The organism is Pseudomonas sp. GW823-FHT02F05 (genome assembly GCF_058797315.1).
The window spans coordinates 1-18754 of record NZ_JBXAJM010000003.1; the positions used below are offsets into that span (position 1 = coordinate 1).

Annotated in this window: 18 protein-coding genes; 4 read left to right on the top strand and 14 right to left on the bottom strand. The window is 55.3% G+C overall.

What is annotated here, in order from left to right; translation table 11 throughout:
* Positions 1–71: 71 nt before the first annotated feature.
* The 4 genes from kdpC to kdpF all read right to left on the bottom strand — a co-directional run bounded on the left by kdpC (position 72) and on the right by kdpF (position 4609).
* The gene (gene kdpC, locus AC1RAC_RS05025) at positions 72–617 is read right to left on the bottom strand and encodes a potassium-transporting ATPase subunit KdpC (protein WP_492616324.1); all 546 of its coding nucleotides are present in this window, start codon (positions 615–617) and stop codon (positions 72–74) included.
* A 125-nt stretch (positions 618–742) separates the two neighbouring features.
* A complete protein-coding gene (kdpB, locus tag AC1RAC_RS05030) occupies positions 743–2800 on the bottom strand; it encodes a potassium-transporting ATPase subunit KdpB (protein WP_492616325.1) in 2058 nt (685 codons plus the stop codon).
* A gap of 15 nt (positions 2801–2815) precedes the next feature.
* Positions 2816–4510 carry a potassium-transporting ATPase subunit KdpA gene (gene kdpA / locus AC1RAC_RS05035; protein WP_054921822.1) on the bottom strand — a complete coding sequence of 565 codons (1695 nt, stop codon included), beginning with the start codon at positions 4508–4510 and terminating at the stop codon, positions 2816–2818.
* A 9-nt stretch (positions 4511–4519) separates the two neighbouring features.
* Positions 4520–4609: a K(+)-transporting ATPase subunit F gene (gene kdpF, locus AC1RAC_RS05040; RefSeq protein WP_003218754.1), complete on the bottom strand. Its 90-nt coding sequence runs from the start codon at positions 4607–4609 to the stop codon at positions 4520–4522.
* A gap of 413 nt (positions 4610–5022) precedes the next feature.
* Here kdpF and eat point away from each other — a divergent pair, with 413 nt between their 5' ends.
* Together eat and AC1RAC_RS05050 are read left to right on the top strand one after the other, a co-directional pair.
* On the top strand, positions 5023–6387 hold the full coding sequence (gene eat / locus AC1RAC_RS05045; RefSeq protein WP_492616326.1) for an ethanolamine permease: 1365 nt from the start codon (positions 5023–5025) through the stop codon (positions 6385–6387).
* A gap of 110 nt (positions 6388–6497) precedes the next feature.
* On the top strand, positions 6498–6665 hold the full coding sequence (locus tag AC1RAC_RS05050; protein WP_003172675.1) for a DUF2897 family protein: 168 nt from the start codon (positions 6498–6500) through the stop codon (positions 6663–6665).
* A gap of 59 nt (positions 6666–6724) precedes the next feature.
* On the opposite strand, the gene AC1RAC_RS05055 is transcribed toward AC1RAC_RS05050, so the two are convergent.
* The 3 genes from AC1RAC_RS05055 to AC1RAC_RS05065 form a co-directional block, all read right to left on the bottom strand.
* The gene (locus AC1RAC_RS05055) at positions 6725–7573 is read right to left on the bottom strand and encodes an urea carboxylase-associated family protein (RefSeq protein WP_492616327.1); all 849 of its coding nucleotides are present in this window, start codon (positions 7571–7573) and stop codon (positions 6725–6727) included.
* A gap of 14 nt (positions 7574–7587) precedes the next feature.
* Entirely contained in the window at positions 7588–8232 is a 645-nt protein-coding gene (locus AC1RAC_RS05060) for a GntR family transcriptional regulator (protein WP_089041205.1), read from the bottom strand.
* 138 nt (positions 8233–8370) lie between these two features.
* Positions 8371–8703: a ComEA family DNA-binding protein gene (locus AC1RAC_RS05065; protein ID WP_073844195.1), complete on the bottom strand. Its 333-nt coding sequence runs from the start codon at positions 8701–8703 to the stop codon at positions 8371–8373.
* Between the two features lie 196 nt (positions 8704–8899).
* Here AC1RAC_RS05065 and AC1RAC_RS05070 point away from each other — a divergent pair, with 196 nt between their 5' ends.
* A complete protein-coding gene (locus tag AC1RAC_RS05070) occupies positions 8900–10219 on the top strand; it encodes a hypothetical protein (RefSeq protein ID WP_054921832.1) in 1320 nt (439 codons plus the stop codon).
* A 376-nt stretch (positions 10220–10595) separates the two neighbouring features.
* Positions 10596–11462: an acyltransferase gene (locus tag AC1RAC_RS05075; protein ID WP_054921834.1), complete on the top strand. Its 867-nt coding sequence runs from the start codon at positions 10596–10598 to the stop codon at positions 11460–11462.
* Between the two features lie 147 nt (positions 11463–11609).
* On the opposite strand, the gene AC1RAC_RS05080 is transcribed toward AC1RAC_RS05075, so the two are convergent.
* The 7 genes from AC1RAC_RS05080 to AC1RAC_RS05110 form a co-directional block, all read right to left on the bottom strand.
* Positions 11610–12419 (bottom strand): glycosyltransferase family 2 protein, encoded by an 810-nt coding sequence (locus tag AC1RAC_RS05080; protein ID WP_054921837.1) that lies wholly within the window; start codon positions 12417–12419, stop codon positions 11610–11612.
* 11 nt (positions 12420–12430) lie between these two features.
* Positions 12431–12793 (bottom strand): DMT family transporter, encoded by a 363-nt coding sequence (locus tag AC1RAC_RS05085; protein ID WP_232241726.1) that lies wholly within the window; start codon positions 12791–12793, stop codon positions 12431–12433.
* Complete coding sequence (locus AC1RAC_RS05090) at positions 12790–13614, bottom strand: sugar phosphate isomerase/epimerase family protein (protein WP_054921842.1); 825 nt, start codon at positions 13612–13614, stop codon at positions 12790–12792. The genes AC1RAC_RS05085 and AC1RAC_RS05090 overlap by 4 nt, the downstream gene beginning before the upstream one ends.
* A complete protein-coding gene (locus AC1RAC_RS05095; protein ID WP_054921844.1) occupies positions 13611–14405 on the bottom strand; it encodes an NAD-dependent epimerase/dehydratase family protein in 795 nt (264 codons plus the stop codon). Before AC1RAC_RS05095 ends, AC1RAC_RS05090 begins: the two co-directional genes overlap by 4 nt.
* Entirely contained in the window at positions 14398–15579 is a 1182-nt protein-coding gene (locus AC1RAC_RS05100) for an NAD(P)/FAD-dependent oxidoreductase (RefSeq protein WP_054921846.1), read from the bottom strand. Before AC1RAC_RS05100 ends, AC1RAC_RS05095 begins: the two co-directional genes overlap by 8 nt.
* Positions 15579–16601 carry a glycosyltransferase gene (locus tag AC1RAC_RS05105; protein WP_054921849.1) on the bottom strand — a complete coding sequence of 341 codons (1023 nt, stop codon included), beginning with the start codon at positions 16599–16601 and terminating at the stop codon, positions 15579–15581. The genes AC1RAC_RS05100 and AC1RAC_RS05105 overlap by 1 nt, the downstream gene beginning before the upstream one ends.
* A gap of 125 nt (positions 16602–16726) precedes the next feature.
* Positions 16727–18724 (bottom strand): polysaccharide biosynthesis protein, encoded by a 1998-nt coding sequence (locus tag AC1RAC_RS05110; RefSeq protein ID WP_072446725.1) that lies wholly within the window; start codon positions 18722–18724, stop codon positions 16727–16729.
* Between the last annotated feature and the right edge of the window lie 30 nt (positions 18725–18754).

Genomic DNA, 18754 nt, shown 5'->3' on the forward strand with positions numbered 1-18754 from the left:
GGCCCGGCTCCCACAGTGGAATGCATTCCAAATGTGGGAGCCGGGCTTGCCCGCGATGGCGGTCGCAAGGCTTACAACGTTTCCAAAGCCATGTTCAGGGCCAGGACGTTTACTACAGGCGGGCCTACCAGGGGGCTTTCGATGTGCTCATCCAGCAACCGCTGCAAGGTCGACACCGGCACATTTCGCGCCGCCGCTACTCGCGCCAGTTGATAGGCAATCGCCTGCGGTGGCAAGTGTGGATCAAGGCCGCTGCCGGAGGTGGTCAGCGAGGCCAATGGCACCGGGCCCTGGCCAGGCACTGACTGTTTGCCGGCATCCTCGAATATGCGTGTCGCCAAGGCCGGATTGCTGGGGCCCAGGTTACTGGCACTGCTGGACACTGTGGCAAAAGCACCGGCTGACGGGCGTGGGTGAAACCAGCTGTCGCCGGTAAAGTCCTGGGCGATCAGGCTGGAGCCGCGCACCTTGCCGCTGGCGTCGCGCACCAGGCTGCCATTGGCTTGATCGGGGAAGGCCACTTGGGCCACGCCAGTGACTACCAGCGGGTAGGCCACGCCGGTGATCAGGGTTATGAGTACCAGCAGGCTCAGGGCTGGGCGGATGATGTTGGACATTTCAGACTCCTCAATTCAGTGGTGCGGTGGGACGCGGAGCGTCCGGGGCGGCGGCGTTCCCACGCGGAGCGTGGGAACGATCAGCGGAGCGTGGGAACAATCAGCGGAGCGTGGGAACGATCAGGTCAGACCAAGTGCAGCGCGGTCAGCAGCATGTCAATGGCCTTGATCCCCACGAACGGCACCAACAATCCGCCCAGCCCGTAGATCAGCAGATTGCGCCGCAACAACGCCGCCGCACTCGCGGCCTGCACGCGCACGCCGCGCAGGGCCAACGGGATCAGCACCACGATAATCAGCGCGTTGAACACGATGGCCGAGAGGATCGCGCTCTGCGGGCTCTGCAAGTGCATGATGTTGAGCACGCCCAGTTGCGGGTAGATCGAGGCGAACAACGCCGGCAGGATCGCAAAGTACTTGGCCACGTCATTGGCGATGGAAAAGGTCGTCAGCGCGCCGCGAGTCACCAGCAACTCCTTGCCGATCTGCACCACGTCCAGCAGCTTGGTCGGGTCGCTGTCGAGGTCGACCATGTTGGCGGCTTCCCGCGCGGCCTGGGTGCCGTCGTTCATCGCCATGCCGACGTCAGCCTGGGCCAGCGCCGGGGCGTCGTTGGCGCCGTCGCCGCACATGGCAACCAGGCGACCATCGTTCTGCTCATGGCGAATACGCGCGAGTTTCTTCTCTGGCGTGGCTTCGGCCAGCACATCGTCCACACCCGCTTCAGCGGCAATCGCGGCGGCGGTCAGCGGGTTGTCGCCAGTGACCATCACGGTGCGAATCCCCAACTTGCGCAACTCGGCAAAACGCTCACGGATACCTGGCTTGACCACGTCTTTGAGATGGATCGCCCCCAGCAACTTGCCATCGGCGCACACCAGCAAGGGCGTGCCGCCGCTTTGGGCGATCTTGTCGATTTCCCGCGACAACGCAGGCAGCAGGTCGCTGCGTTGCTGGCCGATAAACGCCAGCAGCGAGTCCACCGCGCCTTTACGGAACACACGGCCCTGATAGTCGACACCGGACAAACGGGTCTCGGCGCTGAAGGGTACGGCGGTCAACTCATCCAGGCTCGGCTCGGCCTGCGGGTGCAAGGCACGCAGGTATTCAACGATGGACTTGCCTTCCGCCGTGTCATCGGCCAGGGATGCCAGCAGCGCGCCTTCGGCCAATTCGCGGCCACTGACGCCAGGCGCCGCGACCACAGCCGAACAGCGACGGTTACCAAAGGTGATGGTGCCAGTCTTGTCCAGCAGCAACACATGCACGTCCCCCGCCGCTTCCACCGCGCGGCCGGACTTGGCAATCACGTTGAGGCGTACCAGGCGGTCCATGCCGGCAATCCCGATGGCCGACAACAGGCCGCCAATGGTGGTGGGAATCAGCGTCACCAGCAGTGCGACCAGGAACACCAGCGGCAAGCTGCCATTGGCAAAGTGGGCGAACGGCTGCAGGGTCACGACCACCAGCAGAAAGATCAGGGTCAGGCCGATCAGCAGGATATCCAGCGCGACTTCGTTGGGGGTTTTCTGGCGTTTGGCGCCTTCCACCAGCGCGATCATGCGGTCCAGGGTGGACTCGCCCGGGTTGGCGGTGATGCGGATGAGCAGCCAGTCCGACACCAGCCGCGTGTTGCCGGTGACGGCCGAGCGGTCGCCGCCAGACTCGCGGATCACCGGGGCGGATTCGCCGGTGATCGCTGCTTCGTTGACTGCCGCAATACCTTCGACGACCTCGCCGTCACCGGGGATCATTTCCCCGGCGGCAACACGAACTACATCGCCTTTGCGCAGGCTGGTGGCCGGCACCACCTTGAAGCTGCCATCGGCTTCCTGGCGTCGGGCGCTCAAGCCTTCGCTGCCAGCCTTGAGGCTGTCGGCCCGGGCTTTACCACGGCCTTCGGCCAAGGCCTCGGCGAAGTTGGCGAACAGCACGGTGAACCACAGCCACACGGCGATTTGCACGGCGACAAAGGTCGGCACGGTGGTGTCGGGCACAAAGCACAATACGGTGGTGAGGATGGCGGTCAGCTCCACCACCAGCATCACTGGCGAGCGTTGCAGTTGGCGTGGGTCCAGCTTGACGAACGCCTGGACCAGTGCCGGGCGCCACAGGGCCGAGATGGCGGTTTTGGCAGGCTCCTGGGGTTTGACCGGGGCCGCGTTTTTTGCAGGCATATTCATTTTCATATCCCTTAACTAGAAGCCCATGCTCAAGTGTTCAGCGATGGGGCCCAACGCCAGCGTCGGCAGGAAAGTCAGGCCGCCCACCAACAAAATGGTCACGGTCAACAAGGTCACGAACAGCGCGCCATGGGTGGGGAAGCTGTTCTGGCCAATCGGTGCGGCCTTCTTCATCGCCAGGCTGCCGGCCAGGGCCAGTACCGGGAGGATGTAGCCAAAGCGGCCGATCAACATGCCCAGGCCGAGCATCAGGTTATGGAATGGGGTATTGGCGCCGAGGCCGGCAAACGCCGAACCGTTGTTGGCACTGGCCGAGGTATAGGCGTAGAGCAACTGGCTGAAGCCATGGGGGCCAGGGTTGCTGATGGCACCTGCCGGGCCGGGCAGGCTGGCGGCGATGGCACTCAAGACCAATACGCCGACCGGCATAACCAGCAGAGTCACCACCAGCAATTGCACTTCCTTGGCCTGGAGTTTCTTGCCCAGGTATTCGGGGGTGCGGCCGATCATCAAGCCGGCGAGGAACACCGCGATCAACACGTTGAGCAACATGCCGTACATACCGGCACCCACGCCGCCGAAGATCACTTCGCCGACCATCATGTTGACCAGCGCGACCATCCCACTCAGGGGGCTGAGGCTGTCCTGCATGCCATTGACCGAACCGTTGGACGCCGCAGTGGTGGTCACCGACCACAGCACGGTACCGGTGGTGCCGAAGCGTGTTTCCTTGCCTTCCAACGGTGCGGTTTGCTCCACCGCCGGGTTGTTCAGGGTTGGATTGGGCTGGTACTCGGACCACAGCGACGTCGCGCCGCCGATCAAGAACAACGCCAGCATGCACGCGAGGATCGCCCGGCTCTGACGCAGGTCTTTGACGTAATGGCCGAAGGTAAACACCAACGCTACCGGGATCAGGATGATCGAGGCCACTTCAAACAGGTTGGCCCAGGCTGTCGGGTCTTCAAACGGATGCGCCGAGTTCACGCCGAAGAAGCCACCGCCGTTGGTGCCCAGTTGCTTGATCGCAATCTGGCTGGCGGCCGGCCCCAGCGGAATTACCTGGTCCACGCCCTGCAGCGTGATGGCATCCACATAGTGAGCGAAGGTTTGCGGCACGCCCTGCCATACCAGGAACAGTGCGAGCACCAGGCACAACGGCAGCAGGCCGTAGAGGGTGGCGCGGGTCATGTCGACCCAGAAGTTGCCCAGGGTCTGGGCAGATTTGCGCCCGATCCCACGGCACAAGGCGACCAGGACGGCGAGACCGGTCGCCGCACTGACGAAGTTCTGCACCGTGAGGCCGGCCATCTGACTTAAATAACTTAGGGACGCTTCGCCGCTGTAGTTCTGCCAGTTGGTATTGGTCATGAAGCTGACGGCGGTGTTGAACGCCAGGGTCCATTCCTGGCCCGGCAGTTTTTGCGGGTTCAGTGGCAGGGAGCCCTGGAATAACAGGATCGAGAACAACAACAAGAAGCCTGCCAGGTTGAATGCGAGCAAGGCCAGCATGTATTTCTGCCAGCTCTGCTCCTGCTGCGCATCCACGCCCGAGAGGCGATAACAGGCTTTCTCGACAGGCCCCAGTACCGGGGTGAGCCAAGTGCGCTGGCCTTCCATCACCTTGTAGTAGAACCGCCCCAAAAAGGGTGCCGGCACCAGTACCACGGCGAAGAAGGCGATGATCAGCCAATAGTCATAACTGTGCATAGCCCGCTCCTAGTTCCGATCCGCGCGTAACAGCGCAACCAGCAGATAAATGAACAGCGCCACGGCCAATAGCAGTGACACTCCGTCCAGAACGCTCATGGAAATTTCCCCGTCTTGCGGCGATTGCCGCGTGTGGGGACATTGTCCGCAGGAGCGGTGTAAAGGAACGAGAGCGAGGCACCGGGTGGGGCGTAAAGATGGCGTAAAGAGTGGGTTTATGCGGGGTTTACAGCGGGGTTTGCCGTGGCTGGGGGGGCCTCTTCGCGAGCAAGCCCGGCTCCCACATTCGACTGCGTTCTTTCAGTTAAAACTCGGTCAAGTGTGGGAGCGGGCTTGCCCGCGAAAGCGCCCGCCAAGTCACCACCGCACTTATGTGGTGCAACTCATGCCGCATTCAAACGCCAAACCGTCCCTTCGGCGACATAGGCATTGCTTTACGACATAGTTCTGAGGCTTGGCATAGCCACTGCAACACCTTGAATCATTCCAAACAGTTCAAGGAGCGCAGCACAATGAACACACAACTCAAACCCACACTGGGTACCTTGCATCTATGGGGCATTGCCGTGGGGCTGGTGATCTCCGGCGAGTATTTCGGCTGGAGCTACGGCTGGGGCGTCGCCGGTACCTTGGGCTTTCTGGTGACCTCGTTGATGGTCGCCGCGATGTACACCTGCTTCATCTTCAGCTTCACCGAACTGACCACTGCGATTCCCCACGCAGGAGGCCCCTTTGCCTACAGCCGTCGCGCCTTCGGTGAGAAAGGCGGTTTGATTGCCGGCTTGGCCACCTTGATCGAGTTCGTCTTCGCCCCGCCCGCGATTGCCCTGGCCATTGGTGCGTACCTGAACGTGCAGTTCCCGGCACTCGACCCCAAGCACGCCGCCGTCGGCGCTTATATCGTGTTCATGGGCCTGAATATCCTCGGGGTGAAACTCGCCGCCACCTTTGAGTTGGTCGTCTGCGTGCTCGCCGTCGCCGAACTGCTGGTGTTCATGGGGGTGGTCGCACCGGCGTTCAGCTTCAGCCACTTCGCCCTCAACGGCTGGGCCGGTTCCGACACCTTCGGCGCCCCGGCAATTGCCGGGATGTTTGCCGCCATCCCCTTCGCCATCTGGTTCTTCCTCGCCATCGAAGGCGCGGCCATGGCCGCCGAAGAAGCCAAGGACCCCAAGCGCACCATTCCAAAAGCCTACATCAGCGGCATCCTCACCCTGGTGATCCTGGCCATGGGCGTGATGTTCTTCGCCGGTGGTGTGGGTGACTGGCGCACCCTCTCGAACATCAACGACCCACTGCCCCAAGCGATGAAAACCGTGGTGGGTGACAGCTCCGGCTGGTTGCACATGCTGGTATGGATTGGCCTGTTCGGCCTGGTGGCAAGCTTCCACGGCATCATCCTCGGCTACTCGCGCCAGTTCTTCGCCCTGGCCCGTGCCGGTTACCTGCCGTCTTTCCTGGCCAAACTCTCACGTTTCCAGACACCGCACCGGGCCATCCTCGCCGGCGGCGTGGTGGGTATCGCCGCCATCTACAGCGACGGCCTGATCAACCTGGGCGGCATGACCCTGACCGCCGCGATGATTACCATGGCGGTGTTCGGTGCCATCGTCATGTACATCATGAGCATGCTCAGCCTGTTCAAACTGCGTAGGACCGAGCCGTTGCTGGAGCGCACCTTCCGCGCACCGGGCTACCCCATCGTGCCAGGCATTGCGCTGGTGCTGGCGGTGGTATGCCTGGTGGCGATGGCCTGGTTCAATGCCTTGATCGGGCTGATCTTCCTGGGTTTTATGGCAGTGGGCTTCATCTACTTCCAGCTGACCGCACAAGACCGTGTCGATGCGCCGGCAGATGCGATGTTGACCGGACAATAGCGCCTATGAGGCAGAACGGGCCTACACTGAACTACTCAGAAAGCCCGTGACTCAAAGCAGTCATTACCGTGGGAAGCTTTCCCACGGACATCTGCCTCAAGGAGAGCCTTATGCCGTGGTATGCATGGTTGATTATGGTAGTCGCGATCGGGTCGATCGTCGGTGGCCTGATGATGCTGCGTGACAGCGCCAACAAAGTCGAACTCACCGACGAACAACGCAAACGCGTGGCCGAGCGAAATGCGCAGGCGGACGCCAAGGATGCGCAAGACAGATAAAACGCGTGTAACCCCGTGGCGAGGGAGCTTGCTCCCGCTGGGCTGCGAAGCAGCCCCCCCTACTCCCAATCCGCCTTGGCAATATGCAACCCATGTTGCCCCTTATAGGCAGCACGCTCCGGCTGGCTCCAGCCACTGAGCAACTCATCCTCCAGCCTATAGATCTCAACCCCTAACGGACGACACACCGTCAACGGGTCCTGCGCCTCCGGCCCCCACATCGGCAGCGACAGATCCCCGCCAGGGCACGTCGACAATGCACACAACAAATCAATCTCGGCAAAGAACTCCAGGTAATCGCCCTTCTGCGCCGGACAGGCCTTCATAAAGTACATGTCATCGTGATTGAGCCCGGTGCACTGGAAAATATTCAACACGTCATGCACATCGAACTCCGTCAGTCCGTGGGGCAATACCGCACGGGTCAGGTTCGAGTGGCAATGGTGATGAAAGTCCTCACCGGTCAACATACGGTTCACATAGGGGTCGCACCGCGTGCCCAACAAATCATGCAAACGCCCACCGTGCTCATCAATGCAGTAGCTGGCCAGGCTGTCATCGGTGATCGTGACCAAGGGCCTTAAAAAGGGCAGGTTCGACCACAACCGATCATGGGTGCTGACATGAGCGCCTTGCAGCTGACGAGTGCGCGCAGCCCACAAACGTTCGCGCGGATCGTTGGCGTTCCAGACATTAAAGTCCCCCACCTGCGGGCCCACCGGCGTGGTCACCCGAAACACATGCCCGGCCGGCACCTTCCAAGCCCTCCCCGTGCGGATCGGCACCTCGAACTGCTCGATCAACGTGCGCTGGCTTTTCTGATCACGAATACGCTCATAGAACGCCGTATCCACCTGCAATGCTGAGCCTTTGCTGACCTGGTACGCGGCCGGGTAGTCTTTGTACATGGGGCAATCCTCTATCAAGGGTGATCAAACAGGGCGAGGGAAAGGTGTTCTGAATCGTCCAGGTACAGGCTCATCGCCTCGCTGGCGGCCTGGGTTTGGTTGCGGGTTAGCAGTGTGTATATCTCATGGTCACGCTCCAGCCAGGGCGACTGGAAACGCTGCTCGTCAGGCGCGGCGCAGAACACCAGACGCAACTGAGCAATCACCTGAGCGAAAAACTCGTCGAACAATGGGCTGCCCATCAAGGCGACGATCTGCTGGTGGAACATAAGACTGTGGGTGGCCACGGCTCGCCAATCTTCGCGCTCCCGGGCCAAGTGGGTGGCGTCAATGGCGCTTTGCATACGCGTCGATTGGACGTCCGTCAGCGGCCCGCTCTGGGCAATCGCCTGCAACTCCAGGGTGCGGCGGACGACAAAGAGGTCACGCACTTCCGCCCGCACCAAGCGCCGAACCATCACGCCCTTGTTGCGGACATAGCGAGTAAGGCCCTCCTGGCCCAGACGATGCAGCGCCTCGCGAATCGTATTGCGGGATGCGTTGTAGGCTTTGACCAGGTCCACCTCGATCAGCGGCATGCCTGGTAACAGCCGGCCGCCTATGATGTCGGCGCGGAGTTCCAGGGCGATTTGGTCGGCTAAAGATAAAGTGAGTGGCATTGTTACCTCGAGATTGTTGAACAATCACTGAATTAGAGGTAACCACGTTTCGTGCCAATGCCGCCGGCGAGGGGAATTCGCAAGGCCGTATAAGGAAAGGCCGATCATCAACCGGCCCTTCGCGCTGTTTTCAGATACTCAGTTAATGACCAACCTGTCGCGATTTTTCTCCAGCAGTGCCTTGCCGATGCCTTTTACCTCGAGCAGCTCATCCACCGCAGTGAACGGGCCGTTGCTTTCGCGATAGGCGATGATTGCCTTCGCCTTGGAAGCGCCGATACCGAAGAGATCGCGACGCAGGGTTTCGGCGTCGGCGGCGTTGAGGTTGACCTTGGTGGATTGCTCGGTCTTGGTCATTTGGGTGGAGATCGGGGTTGGGGGCTCTGGCTTGATGGACGGCGCAGCGGTGGTGGCGACGGAGAGGCTGGTAAGGAAGGCGAAGATGAGGGATGAGATGTAGAGGTTTTGCATTGGTGACGCTCCATGATATCGGTGAGGGAAAGCAGCTTTTCCGAAGCTGCTTTTCTAACTTAGGCGAATGTTGGAGCATGTCAAAAGCCCGTGAGTAACAGAGTATGAATGACGCCTAATAGATGATTTTCACAACGGTTCATGGCCCAATGATAAAGTTGCACCTGATTGTGAGACTCTGACCAAGGACTGCACGGTGAAAAAGCAATATTTAAACCTGATCGGATTGGCACTTTTCATCCTGTCGATGGTATCGGTTTTCTCGTTTTATCCCGGTGCGATGACATGGGACAGCATGGAGCAGCTCAGACAAGCGAGAGCCGGAGAATACAGCGATTGGCAACCGCCCACGATGGCTTACGTATGGAGTTGGTTATTGCCCTTTACAGATGGTCCGGGAGGGATGTTCCTATTGCAGTGCAGTCTGCTATGGGCAACCGCGCTGATTTTATATAAAGCTTGCATTAGAGAGGAATACTCCTATGGCATGCTTTTCTTGCTGATTCCTATTGCCCCATGGATCATGAACTTCGAATTTACCCTCTGGAAAGATGTGGCCATGGCTTACTCCTGGGGCTTGGCTACTGCAATCTGCTTATATTATAGAGATTGTCAAAAATTCCCCAAGGCTGCTGCGCTGCTTGTCTCAGTATTATTTTTGTACGGCGCGCTAGTGCGAACCAACTCTTTAAGCGCCGGGATCTTTCTGCTGCCATTCTTGATCAACTCAATTTTAAAAATCCATACCATCAAGAGCACAATATTTTTTATATTCATCAGTGGCGCGATAATTGGTCTGGCGCATTTATGCGTTACCCCCTTGATTGGGGCGAAAAAAGCCAATTCAGTTAGTTATGTGATGTTCGATGATATCGTTGCACTCAAGGTCAGAGGCGTCGAAGTGCCTGTAAGCTTTTTGAGTCCAGACGACATGAATGCCATCAAACAGTGTGAGTACCTGAATGTTCATGAAGTGGGCGCCGCCTTTTGTCTGAGCAATGAAAAATTCACCGATATCACCCAAGCGCATTACCAGGAACTCAAAGAAGCGTGGACCCGGTATGTACCGCGGAATATTCTGACGTATGGAGAATTCCGATTGAATGCTTTTTTGAATTTCATACGCTCGCCCTCCCTCCCTCCTTATTACCCTACTGAATTTCGTGTCATGAATCAGCCGTATGAGCCCAATGCAGGAACCAGATCGGTCTCGTCGATAGAAAAACTTACCGCTGGTTACGTTACAACCTCGATAGAAATACTTCCCGAGCTCTTCAAACCTTATAGCTGGCTTATCATATCCATACTATTGATTGGCGCATTTCAACTCAGCCGACAGTGCAGGGCACATTCACTCTGGCTTTTACCCATGTCGGGGCTTTCCTACACGACAAGCTATCTACTCATCACACCAGCCAGCGATCTGCGGTACGCCTACTGGATGATTTTTATAGCCACTCTTTCAATCGTTCTATTCATAAATATCCACTTTAAAAAACCGGCCACATCCAGTTGAGTCGAAAGCTGAACTTCCCCTCGGCCCACGATATTTCTTGCAACAGAGCTAAGGAGCGCTGCCGGTATAGCCTGCGGCAGCCCCGATTCGAGAACGAGTGCTCATCCAAGCCAAAAGCTCTCTTCACGTACCCATCGTGAAGGCTTCAGCACGAGCACGGATCCGGTAGGGTCGGTGAAGGCTAGCGACTCATAGCGTCAAACCACATCGAGGTCGACATACCTCGTGATCGAACGGCCTGCACGTAGGACAGATACCATCCTCATATGATTTAATACGTCACTACTTAGACCGAATTCAGCGTTCGGTAGTGTTTCCAGGACAAATGCAGATAACTCTGCCTGAACCAAAAAACCAAAAAAATGGACAGTTAGTGATGCAAAATTATCAGACTCACGGAATTGGCATTGTTAATATTGGTAAAAACTGCTCGATAGGCAATAACGTAAAATTCATCTTCAAGACCAACAGAACGCTAACCCTGGGCGACTATGTCACCTTGGGCGATGGTGTAAAAGTCATCATTGAAGACGGTGATGTATCGATTGATGATTGGACCACCCTACACTCGGACTGCCTTGTATTAAGTACAAAGGGTGTATCGATAGGACAACACTGCTGGTTTGGCCAAAACTGTGTGATTGATGGCACAGGCGGCCTGACGATCGGCAATGGCGTTAGAGTCGGCATGTATTCGCAAATTTGGACGCACATAGCCGCAGGTGAACAGATTGAAGGCTGTCTCTTCTACTCCGCCGACCCGGTAGTCATCCAGGACAATGTCTGGTTAGTGGGCTCATGCACTGTCGGCTCTGGTGTCACGATTGGTAAGAGGGCCGTGTGTCTCAGCGGCTCGAACATTATCAAGTCAGTGCCAGAAAATGTCACGGTTGCCGGCGCCCCCGCCAAAGTCAAAGAGCATATCAATGCTTACACGCACAAGTCGCTGGATGAGAAATTTGAAATGCTTCGCGGTTGGATCAAGGACTTCTGCGATGAATCCAACCATGCTTTCGCGTTCAAAAACGAAGACAACGAAAAGCTGACAATTCATTCAACCAGCGACTTGAACGACCAGATAATTATGTTCAAGTACACTGAAAGCTACAGCGCTGCGGCTAATCAAGAATTCAAATCCAAAGCGTGCATCGAAACCAAAACCTACACCAAAGGATTTACGCTATCCGAAGAAAGGGTGATGCGTTACCTGTCCGGCAACAAAGCACGTTTTCTAAGGGATTAACTAAAGCCGGCGTGCTTATCACCGTCCAGTGATAAGCACCGGCTTCACCCCGACACAGACCACCGAGCCAGCCACATAAACGTTACATTCCGATTCGTCCTCATCAGGCGAACTGCCCACATGAAAAAACCATGGCATATCGGCCTGCTAACGCGGATTGTAATTGCCAAAACATGACTTAAACAATATCGTCAAGACAGACAGATTCCCCCTCACACTGCTAATTTTTGTCGGTACTTCACCCTTAGGGTATCGCCGCACGGTAGGCAACTCAGCACAACGATATCCCAACCTTGGGGCCCGACATGACAGGTAAGCGAGTAATTCATACGTGATAAAGACATCACGGAACACAGCCAACCTGGAATCCAATAGCATTTTCCGGCTATACGCCCGAAAGCCCTGAGTCGTGTCAGTCCACTTGAACCCCGAGAACATGCTCAACATCGGAGCATGGATAAAGCGGATGGCAAAGTCTCTTGATTTGGGGGTATTTTCAGCCACGCCCCCTGCAACGAATCGCGAAGCTTGTACAAAATCAACGCCCTGCTCCAGCGCTGCTATAAAGCGCGGAATGGCTTCTGGATCATCTTTATCATTACCATCGATGGTAACGATGCCCTCATAACCCTGATCGAGCGCAAAGGAGTAGGCGCAACGAAGCTGTGCACTAAGTTTTCCTGCTGCTGTCTTGACCAATAGCCCCCGCACGCCAAGCGGCTTCAACTCGTGCAACTTCAGGGAACCGTCCGTGGTGCCGCCATCGACAATGATGATGTCAGCAATATTCTCGACGTGAAGTACGGACATCCTCGCGAGTAAATTTTTAATTCGTTCACCTTCGTTAATGACAGGGATTACGACGCACCAGGAGTGTTGGCGTCCAAGCCAGAGTGGGGTGTCATGCGCTGGCACTTCCCATGTTGCGCGAACGGCAGCAATATCCGAAAGGATCATTTGGGTTTCCATCAAGTCACGCGAGCTGTGATCAGCCCGACGCCGGCGATTATCAGTACGATTCCGACCGCTGTGGTCCAGTGGAAGGATTCACGAAAAAAAACAACCGAAAACACAGCAACGGTCGCAATCGCTCCAGCCGTCAGGACCGGGTGGGCAACATTCATCGGGAGCCGCGCCAATGCCGCTGCGTAAAGAACAAAGGCCCCACCATACAAACCGAGCCCTAGCCAAAATGGCCAATTACTCAACGCGCTCATGGGGTCGCTGGGGGACGGAAACTTACGTGGTGGAGTCATGGCCATCTTCACCAATACGCTTGCTGACGCATTGCAGAGAATACCAAGAATGAGAATGAGCCATTTCATATTCATACACTGACCCCACGGTAACGAAGAGTGGCTACCTGGATAGCGCGTTTAATCGACTCTAAATGTGGCTCATTCCCAGTTGCTACCATTTCGATGGACACGAGATGAGCCGGCAGGTAGCGCCCCAGTGCAGCGGCCATTGCCACATGGTCAGTACTGCCATCGCCCAAGGGTAAAAGATTCGGCTCGCTGGCATGCACATGCCCAATCAATTGAGCACAATCTGCCAGGACTTCCAGCGGATCTTCCTGGTTAATCGCGAGTGCGCCTGTGTCAAATTGCATACGAATAGAAGGATGCGCAACAGCACGAACCACTCTGGCAGTCTCAACACTGGTGGTCATAAAGTTCGCGCCGTAACACGCAGGGTTGGGTTCCAGGCAGAGTGTCACGCCGCACGCCTGAGCGAGATCGCCCAACTCACGAAAAAAGGGAATCGCAATGTCCAGCGCCTCTTGATCATTCAGCCCACTGCGATCCCGATTCTTCGGTGAGCCAAAAACTATTCGCGTCCCGCCCAAGCCTGCACCGATTCGACATATTGCGGCCAAGTGTGTAAGCAGATCCGCCCGGCTCCGAGCACTACCAAAGATATTCAGCCCCTTCGTACCAAACAACAGCGCCTGCATACCGGTGATTTCGACTCCTCGCTCAGCCCACCAAGCTTTGACTTGAGCGATATCTTCCCCTGTCGCTTTGGTAAGTTCAGGAAAATACTTTCCAGGGGCAATATCTATCGCATCCACCGAGAACTGCTGAAGCAAGGCAGCGACGGCCTCATCCTCGCAAATGTCCCACGCAATGTTGGATATAGCCAACCTCATGCCTTCAACCCTGTTTCAGGTTTAATCGTGCGGGACTCAGACTGCGCGTATGCCCTGACCGCCAGGATTGTTTCGCGAACACTATTTTGATAGAAGCCAGCAGAATCGAATACGTGAGCGTATTTGGTACGCAAGTCATACGACGCAGGCGAATGGCTCAAGGTATTGGTAAAAGGCAGACCAAAACCTTGCAGCGAGATCTGCTCCACACTGACGGGTGCCGCCGTCAGGTGGACCAACTTGAGCTTGGCATCAAGCGCTGTTTGGATGTCATGCCAGAGGTTAACCATGGGATAAAATTGGAAAACGCCACGGCTGTCAATTGTGTGAAGGTTGTTGTCATTCAAAAAATCAAAAATCACGTTCTTACGTAGCCCCGGGCCTACGAGTCCCGGCAAACGCACAACAAGACAATTCGAAAAATATTTCTCAACAAATATTTCCAATTTCCGGCGATGCAAACCGTAAGCGTGCAAACCTGATTCATCTACAGAGGCATCCTCATCGACCCCTATAGGGTGCTTGAAAACATCTACCGTACTAATCAAAATAAAGGTCTTGCATTTTATGGTTTTAAGATGACCAATCAATGTCTCAATTTTCTTGAGGTCATCTTCAGGTTCCCGGTTAGCGAGCCATTTTTGCGCGGAGGCAGCCGCACACACGACGGTATCGAATGACTGATGATCGATGTCACCGATATTCGTTGAGCGGTACAACGACGCGAAGGCAGTTTGCTTGAGGAGTGTGCCCCCTACATACCCAGAATATCCAATTAGCGCGCTACGCATCCGTACCTCCAGACATCGACGTGGTTTGATCGCTGCCGGTGAAGAAACTCTCAGCATCCAGCTTTTCAAGCACGTCATAAATATTGTCGATTTTACCACCCAGCACTGAGTAGGCGCCTGGCAAACCGGTGTGTTTCTCAAATAAAATCGGCCTTCCGTCGTCGCCTTCATTCTTCAGCAAAACGGTTTTAACCTCAAATAATGAGTCAACATGTTTGGCTTTTAACACTTCAGGGATATAGCGACCTACGTCCCTGAGCATCTTATCAACGCGCGTGGCACGATCATATTGGCCAAGTTTCTGATAAGGATCTAGCCCTTGCAGATCATTCCAATGAAGGTGCGGTGTATAGCGCACATGAGACAATGTATGGAGCCCACGTGCGGGAAACGGCATCATAGAAAAGAACGGACCGTCCATGACTGTAACACCCACATTTTCAAGTGCGGGCGGCATCTGGAGCAGGGCCATTTCTGTAATCTCTTGTTTTAGGCCTAAACCGACGCCTGGAAAGTCTCCGCCAAATTGGTTTAGCCCGCTATAGGTACAGTTGAATACATAGCGGCAGGAAAAGGCTTGCTGCTCTCCCTGCGCCAGGTCGACTACCACCTCCAGTGGTGCCAGCCGCCCCTTTGAAATAGCCACGACGCGGGTTTGATAGTGAACCTGCACACCACTCTCTTTAAGTTCTCGCGAAGCCCAAATGGAAAGTTGCGAGGTGTCAAATGCGCACTCATTGACCCAATATACTTGCTCAATCAATCGAGGTTCAAACAACGCACGTAAAGAAGGCTCAGCCGGTTTGATCCCTGCACCGATCTCTCGGCAAAACCGTTCAAACTGTTTAGCCGTAACTTTGGAGTTGCGTCGGGCAATAGCATAGAGCTTGGTGAAGTCTTGCTTTATGGCGAGCGGCCAATCCCGAACAAATTTCGGCAAGTTTACTCGACTGCGATAGGCAGTGGTAAAACTGCGCGGGTAATGGTAGCCGTTATGGACGCGTGCCTGGTTATTATAAGACGCACGCATCAATAACGCCGATTCGCGCTCAATTAGTAAAATACGCTTGAATCCCCGTTGTCTGGCCAGATAAATAGCGATAGCAGCGCCGTAGAACCCACCCCCGATGACTACCGCATCGTGGCATATTTCGCCTTTGTTAAGCCCCGACATCAGGCACGGTCACTGGTCGGAATTTCCTTATCCGCCGACTCTGATGCCCACTCTTCAACATTCAACTTTTCACAACGGGTCATCCGCGCACTGGTGAACTCTTGCGCAACATGATAAAGCGGCCCCTCGTTCGACAGGCTTGCCATGTTTAGAATGTATTCACCCAACACCAACAACACCAGAGAGATGAGAAAGAACATGCCAGATTGTTGCAATGAGAGACTGATCCAACCTGGAGCAACATCAGTTTTTAAAATGCCCACGGCAATGACGTAGATGCAGTACAGCAGGTTTGCAACGGCCCCAAACAGCGAGAGAGACGTGACCAATCGCATTGGAGCGCGCGTAGTCGAAATCAGCAAGCGCATGCCGCGATCAATGCTTTCACCCAGGCGTTTACGCTGTGAGGTTTGCGGGGGAGAACTGTAATTCAAATAAGCTTTGGCAAAACCACCCGTTGCGGGTAAGTGCCTATAGGTCATTACAGGCTGCGGATGCTGAAGAATGAAATTGATTACTCGTTTGCTCAAAATGCGATACTGCGGCGCCTCTCTGGCCAGATGCACGCCATTGAACCGATTGTAAAGGCTATGGAAAACAGAATTAGCCGCACGGTACATTGGCCCCTGCGCCGGCTTCATCGCGTTATTCGCAAATACAACATCAGCGCCGCTAAGCGCCTGATCAAGCATAGTCGGGATAAAAGCTACATCATCGGCTAACGGGTCAACTACAACGACGAAATCTCCCAGTGCGTTTTCCAGGCCAACCCAAAATGCGGTGTCCGTATCCACTTCCTTGGTTAGCGCATATACCTGCAGATTCGCGAGTCCATTTTCAGCCGTGAGTCCTTTCAATATCGACACGCTGTCATCGTCGGAGGCGTTATCCACCACAATCAATTCATAGTCCGCGACAGTATCAGCAATGATAAGCGCTGCATCAGCGAGAATTCTCTCGACACTGGCCGACTGATTTCGTGCCACGAACACGACAGACAAAAAACAGGGGAAATAATCCATGCTTGCTCTCAAAAGCTAATGCCGAAGCCGAGATCTAAAGGGACGACTAATCCGCCCTCCACCAGCGTGTCCGAGATGGCCGCATACCATGGCCATCGCTTTCGGCCTGGGCGCATCACCTCAGCTCACTTGAGCTTCATTCTACGCTGCTGGTGAACCCAATCGACGATATCGCCATCCGGCGCATAACCGCTTACGGTCTCGCGTAGCAATTGGCGTACCTTAGCGTAGTCATGCACTTCTATCGCGGAAAGCAGATCTCTGAGGACCCCTTTCAGTAGATCCCATTCGAGATAGTCTTCAGAAGCACTCATAATCATTGGATGCTGGGTGGGGGCAACGTTATCGCCAATCAACAGCTCTTCATAGAGTTTCTCGCCTGGCCGAAGCCCACTGAACTCAATAGAAATATCACCATGCGGGTTTTTCTCGGAACGAACACTAAGCCCAGAAAGATTGATCATCTTTTCAGCCAACTCCACGATTTTGACCGGTTCGCCCATATCCAGAACGAACACGTCGCCGCCCAAGCCCATCGATCCTGCCTGAATGACAAGTTGCGCAGCTTCGGGAATGGTCATGAAGTATCGAGTAATTTTCGGATGCGTCACTGTCAGGGGGCCACCTGACTTGATCTGTTTGTGAAAAAGCGGAATGACTGAGCCTGAAGAACCCAATACATTGCCGAAACGTACCATCGTGAAGCGCGTTTTGTTAGGCATGCCTACAGCCGCTAAATCACCGTGCAATTGCGGATTATCTTCACGACTAAGCGCCTGGAGTATCAGCTCGGCCAACCGCTTTGTACTGCCCATCACGTTAGTAGGACGCACCGCTTTGTCCGTTGAAATGAGTACGAAGTTTTGGACTTCCGCCTTGAGTGCCGCCTGCGCCGCACTCAGAGTACCCATCACATTGTTGAGTATGCCTTCAGCGATATTGTGCTCGACCATCGGCACATGTTTATAGGCCGCAGCGTGATAGACGGTATTTACGTTCCAAGACTTCATGAGGTTGAACAGCTGACCTTCGTTGCGCACCGACCCTAAAATCGGAAGCAACAATACAGACAGCGACTCACGGGAGACCCGCTGCTCCAGCTCGGAAACAATACTGTATAAGTTGAACTCGCTGTGTTCAAACAACAACAGTGTAGACGGACGCAGCGCCAGTATCTGCCGGCACAACTCAGACCCTATCGAGCCGCCCGCGCCGGTCACGAGCACTACTTGACCTTTGATACAATGTTCGAGCAATTCCCCTTGGGCAGGAACCGCGTCACGTCCCAGCAAGTCGGCAATATCCACCTCTTGGATATCATCGACCTTAACCCGTCCGCTGGCGAGATCCATAAATCCCGGAACACTACGAACATGCAACGGAAAGCCCTCCAGAAACCCCAGGATTTCCCGGCGACGGGCTCTGTTAGATGACGGGATAGCCAAAAGAATTTCTTGGGCACCCGTTGCGTCAATCATCCTCTGGATGTGTTTGGACTTATAAACCTGCAAGCCGGAAATAACACGATCGGAAATGCTGACATCGTCGTCAATAAAGGCGACAGGCCGCATCACACGCCCCATCCGCAATGCCGCAACCAACTGATTACCCGCGGCGCCTGCGCCATAAATTGCAACCCGTGGCAGGCCATTGTCGCGACTGGTAAATGGCACATGCTGAGCAGCAGAGAACCAGTCGCCCAGGAAGAACTGCCGCATGGCGAGTCTCAACCCTCCGACCATGATCAGGCTCAACCACCAGTAATTGAAGATAATAGAACGAGGCACGACGTTTTGGTGGTTGCTGTACCAGTACACAACGACACCCAATATCAGCGCTGACAGGCTCACGGCTTTGACAATAGCTATCAGCGCATCATTGCCAAAGTAACGCATAACCGCTCTGTACATGCCAAACCGTACATAGAGCGGTATAGCGACAATCGGCGCACACAGGAAAAGCCAGGTATGGGCAACCAAGGGGTTAACAAAATCCTCTACACCCAATCGTACAATGAACGACAGCCAGAGCGCAGTCCATACAAGTAATACATCTACGGAAACTTGAATAAGCCGTTTTTGCCGCCGTGGCAGATCAACTAAAAATGCACGAACCCTATCCATACCTACCTCTGAAGCACCGCATTGTTCAAA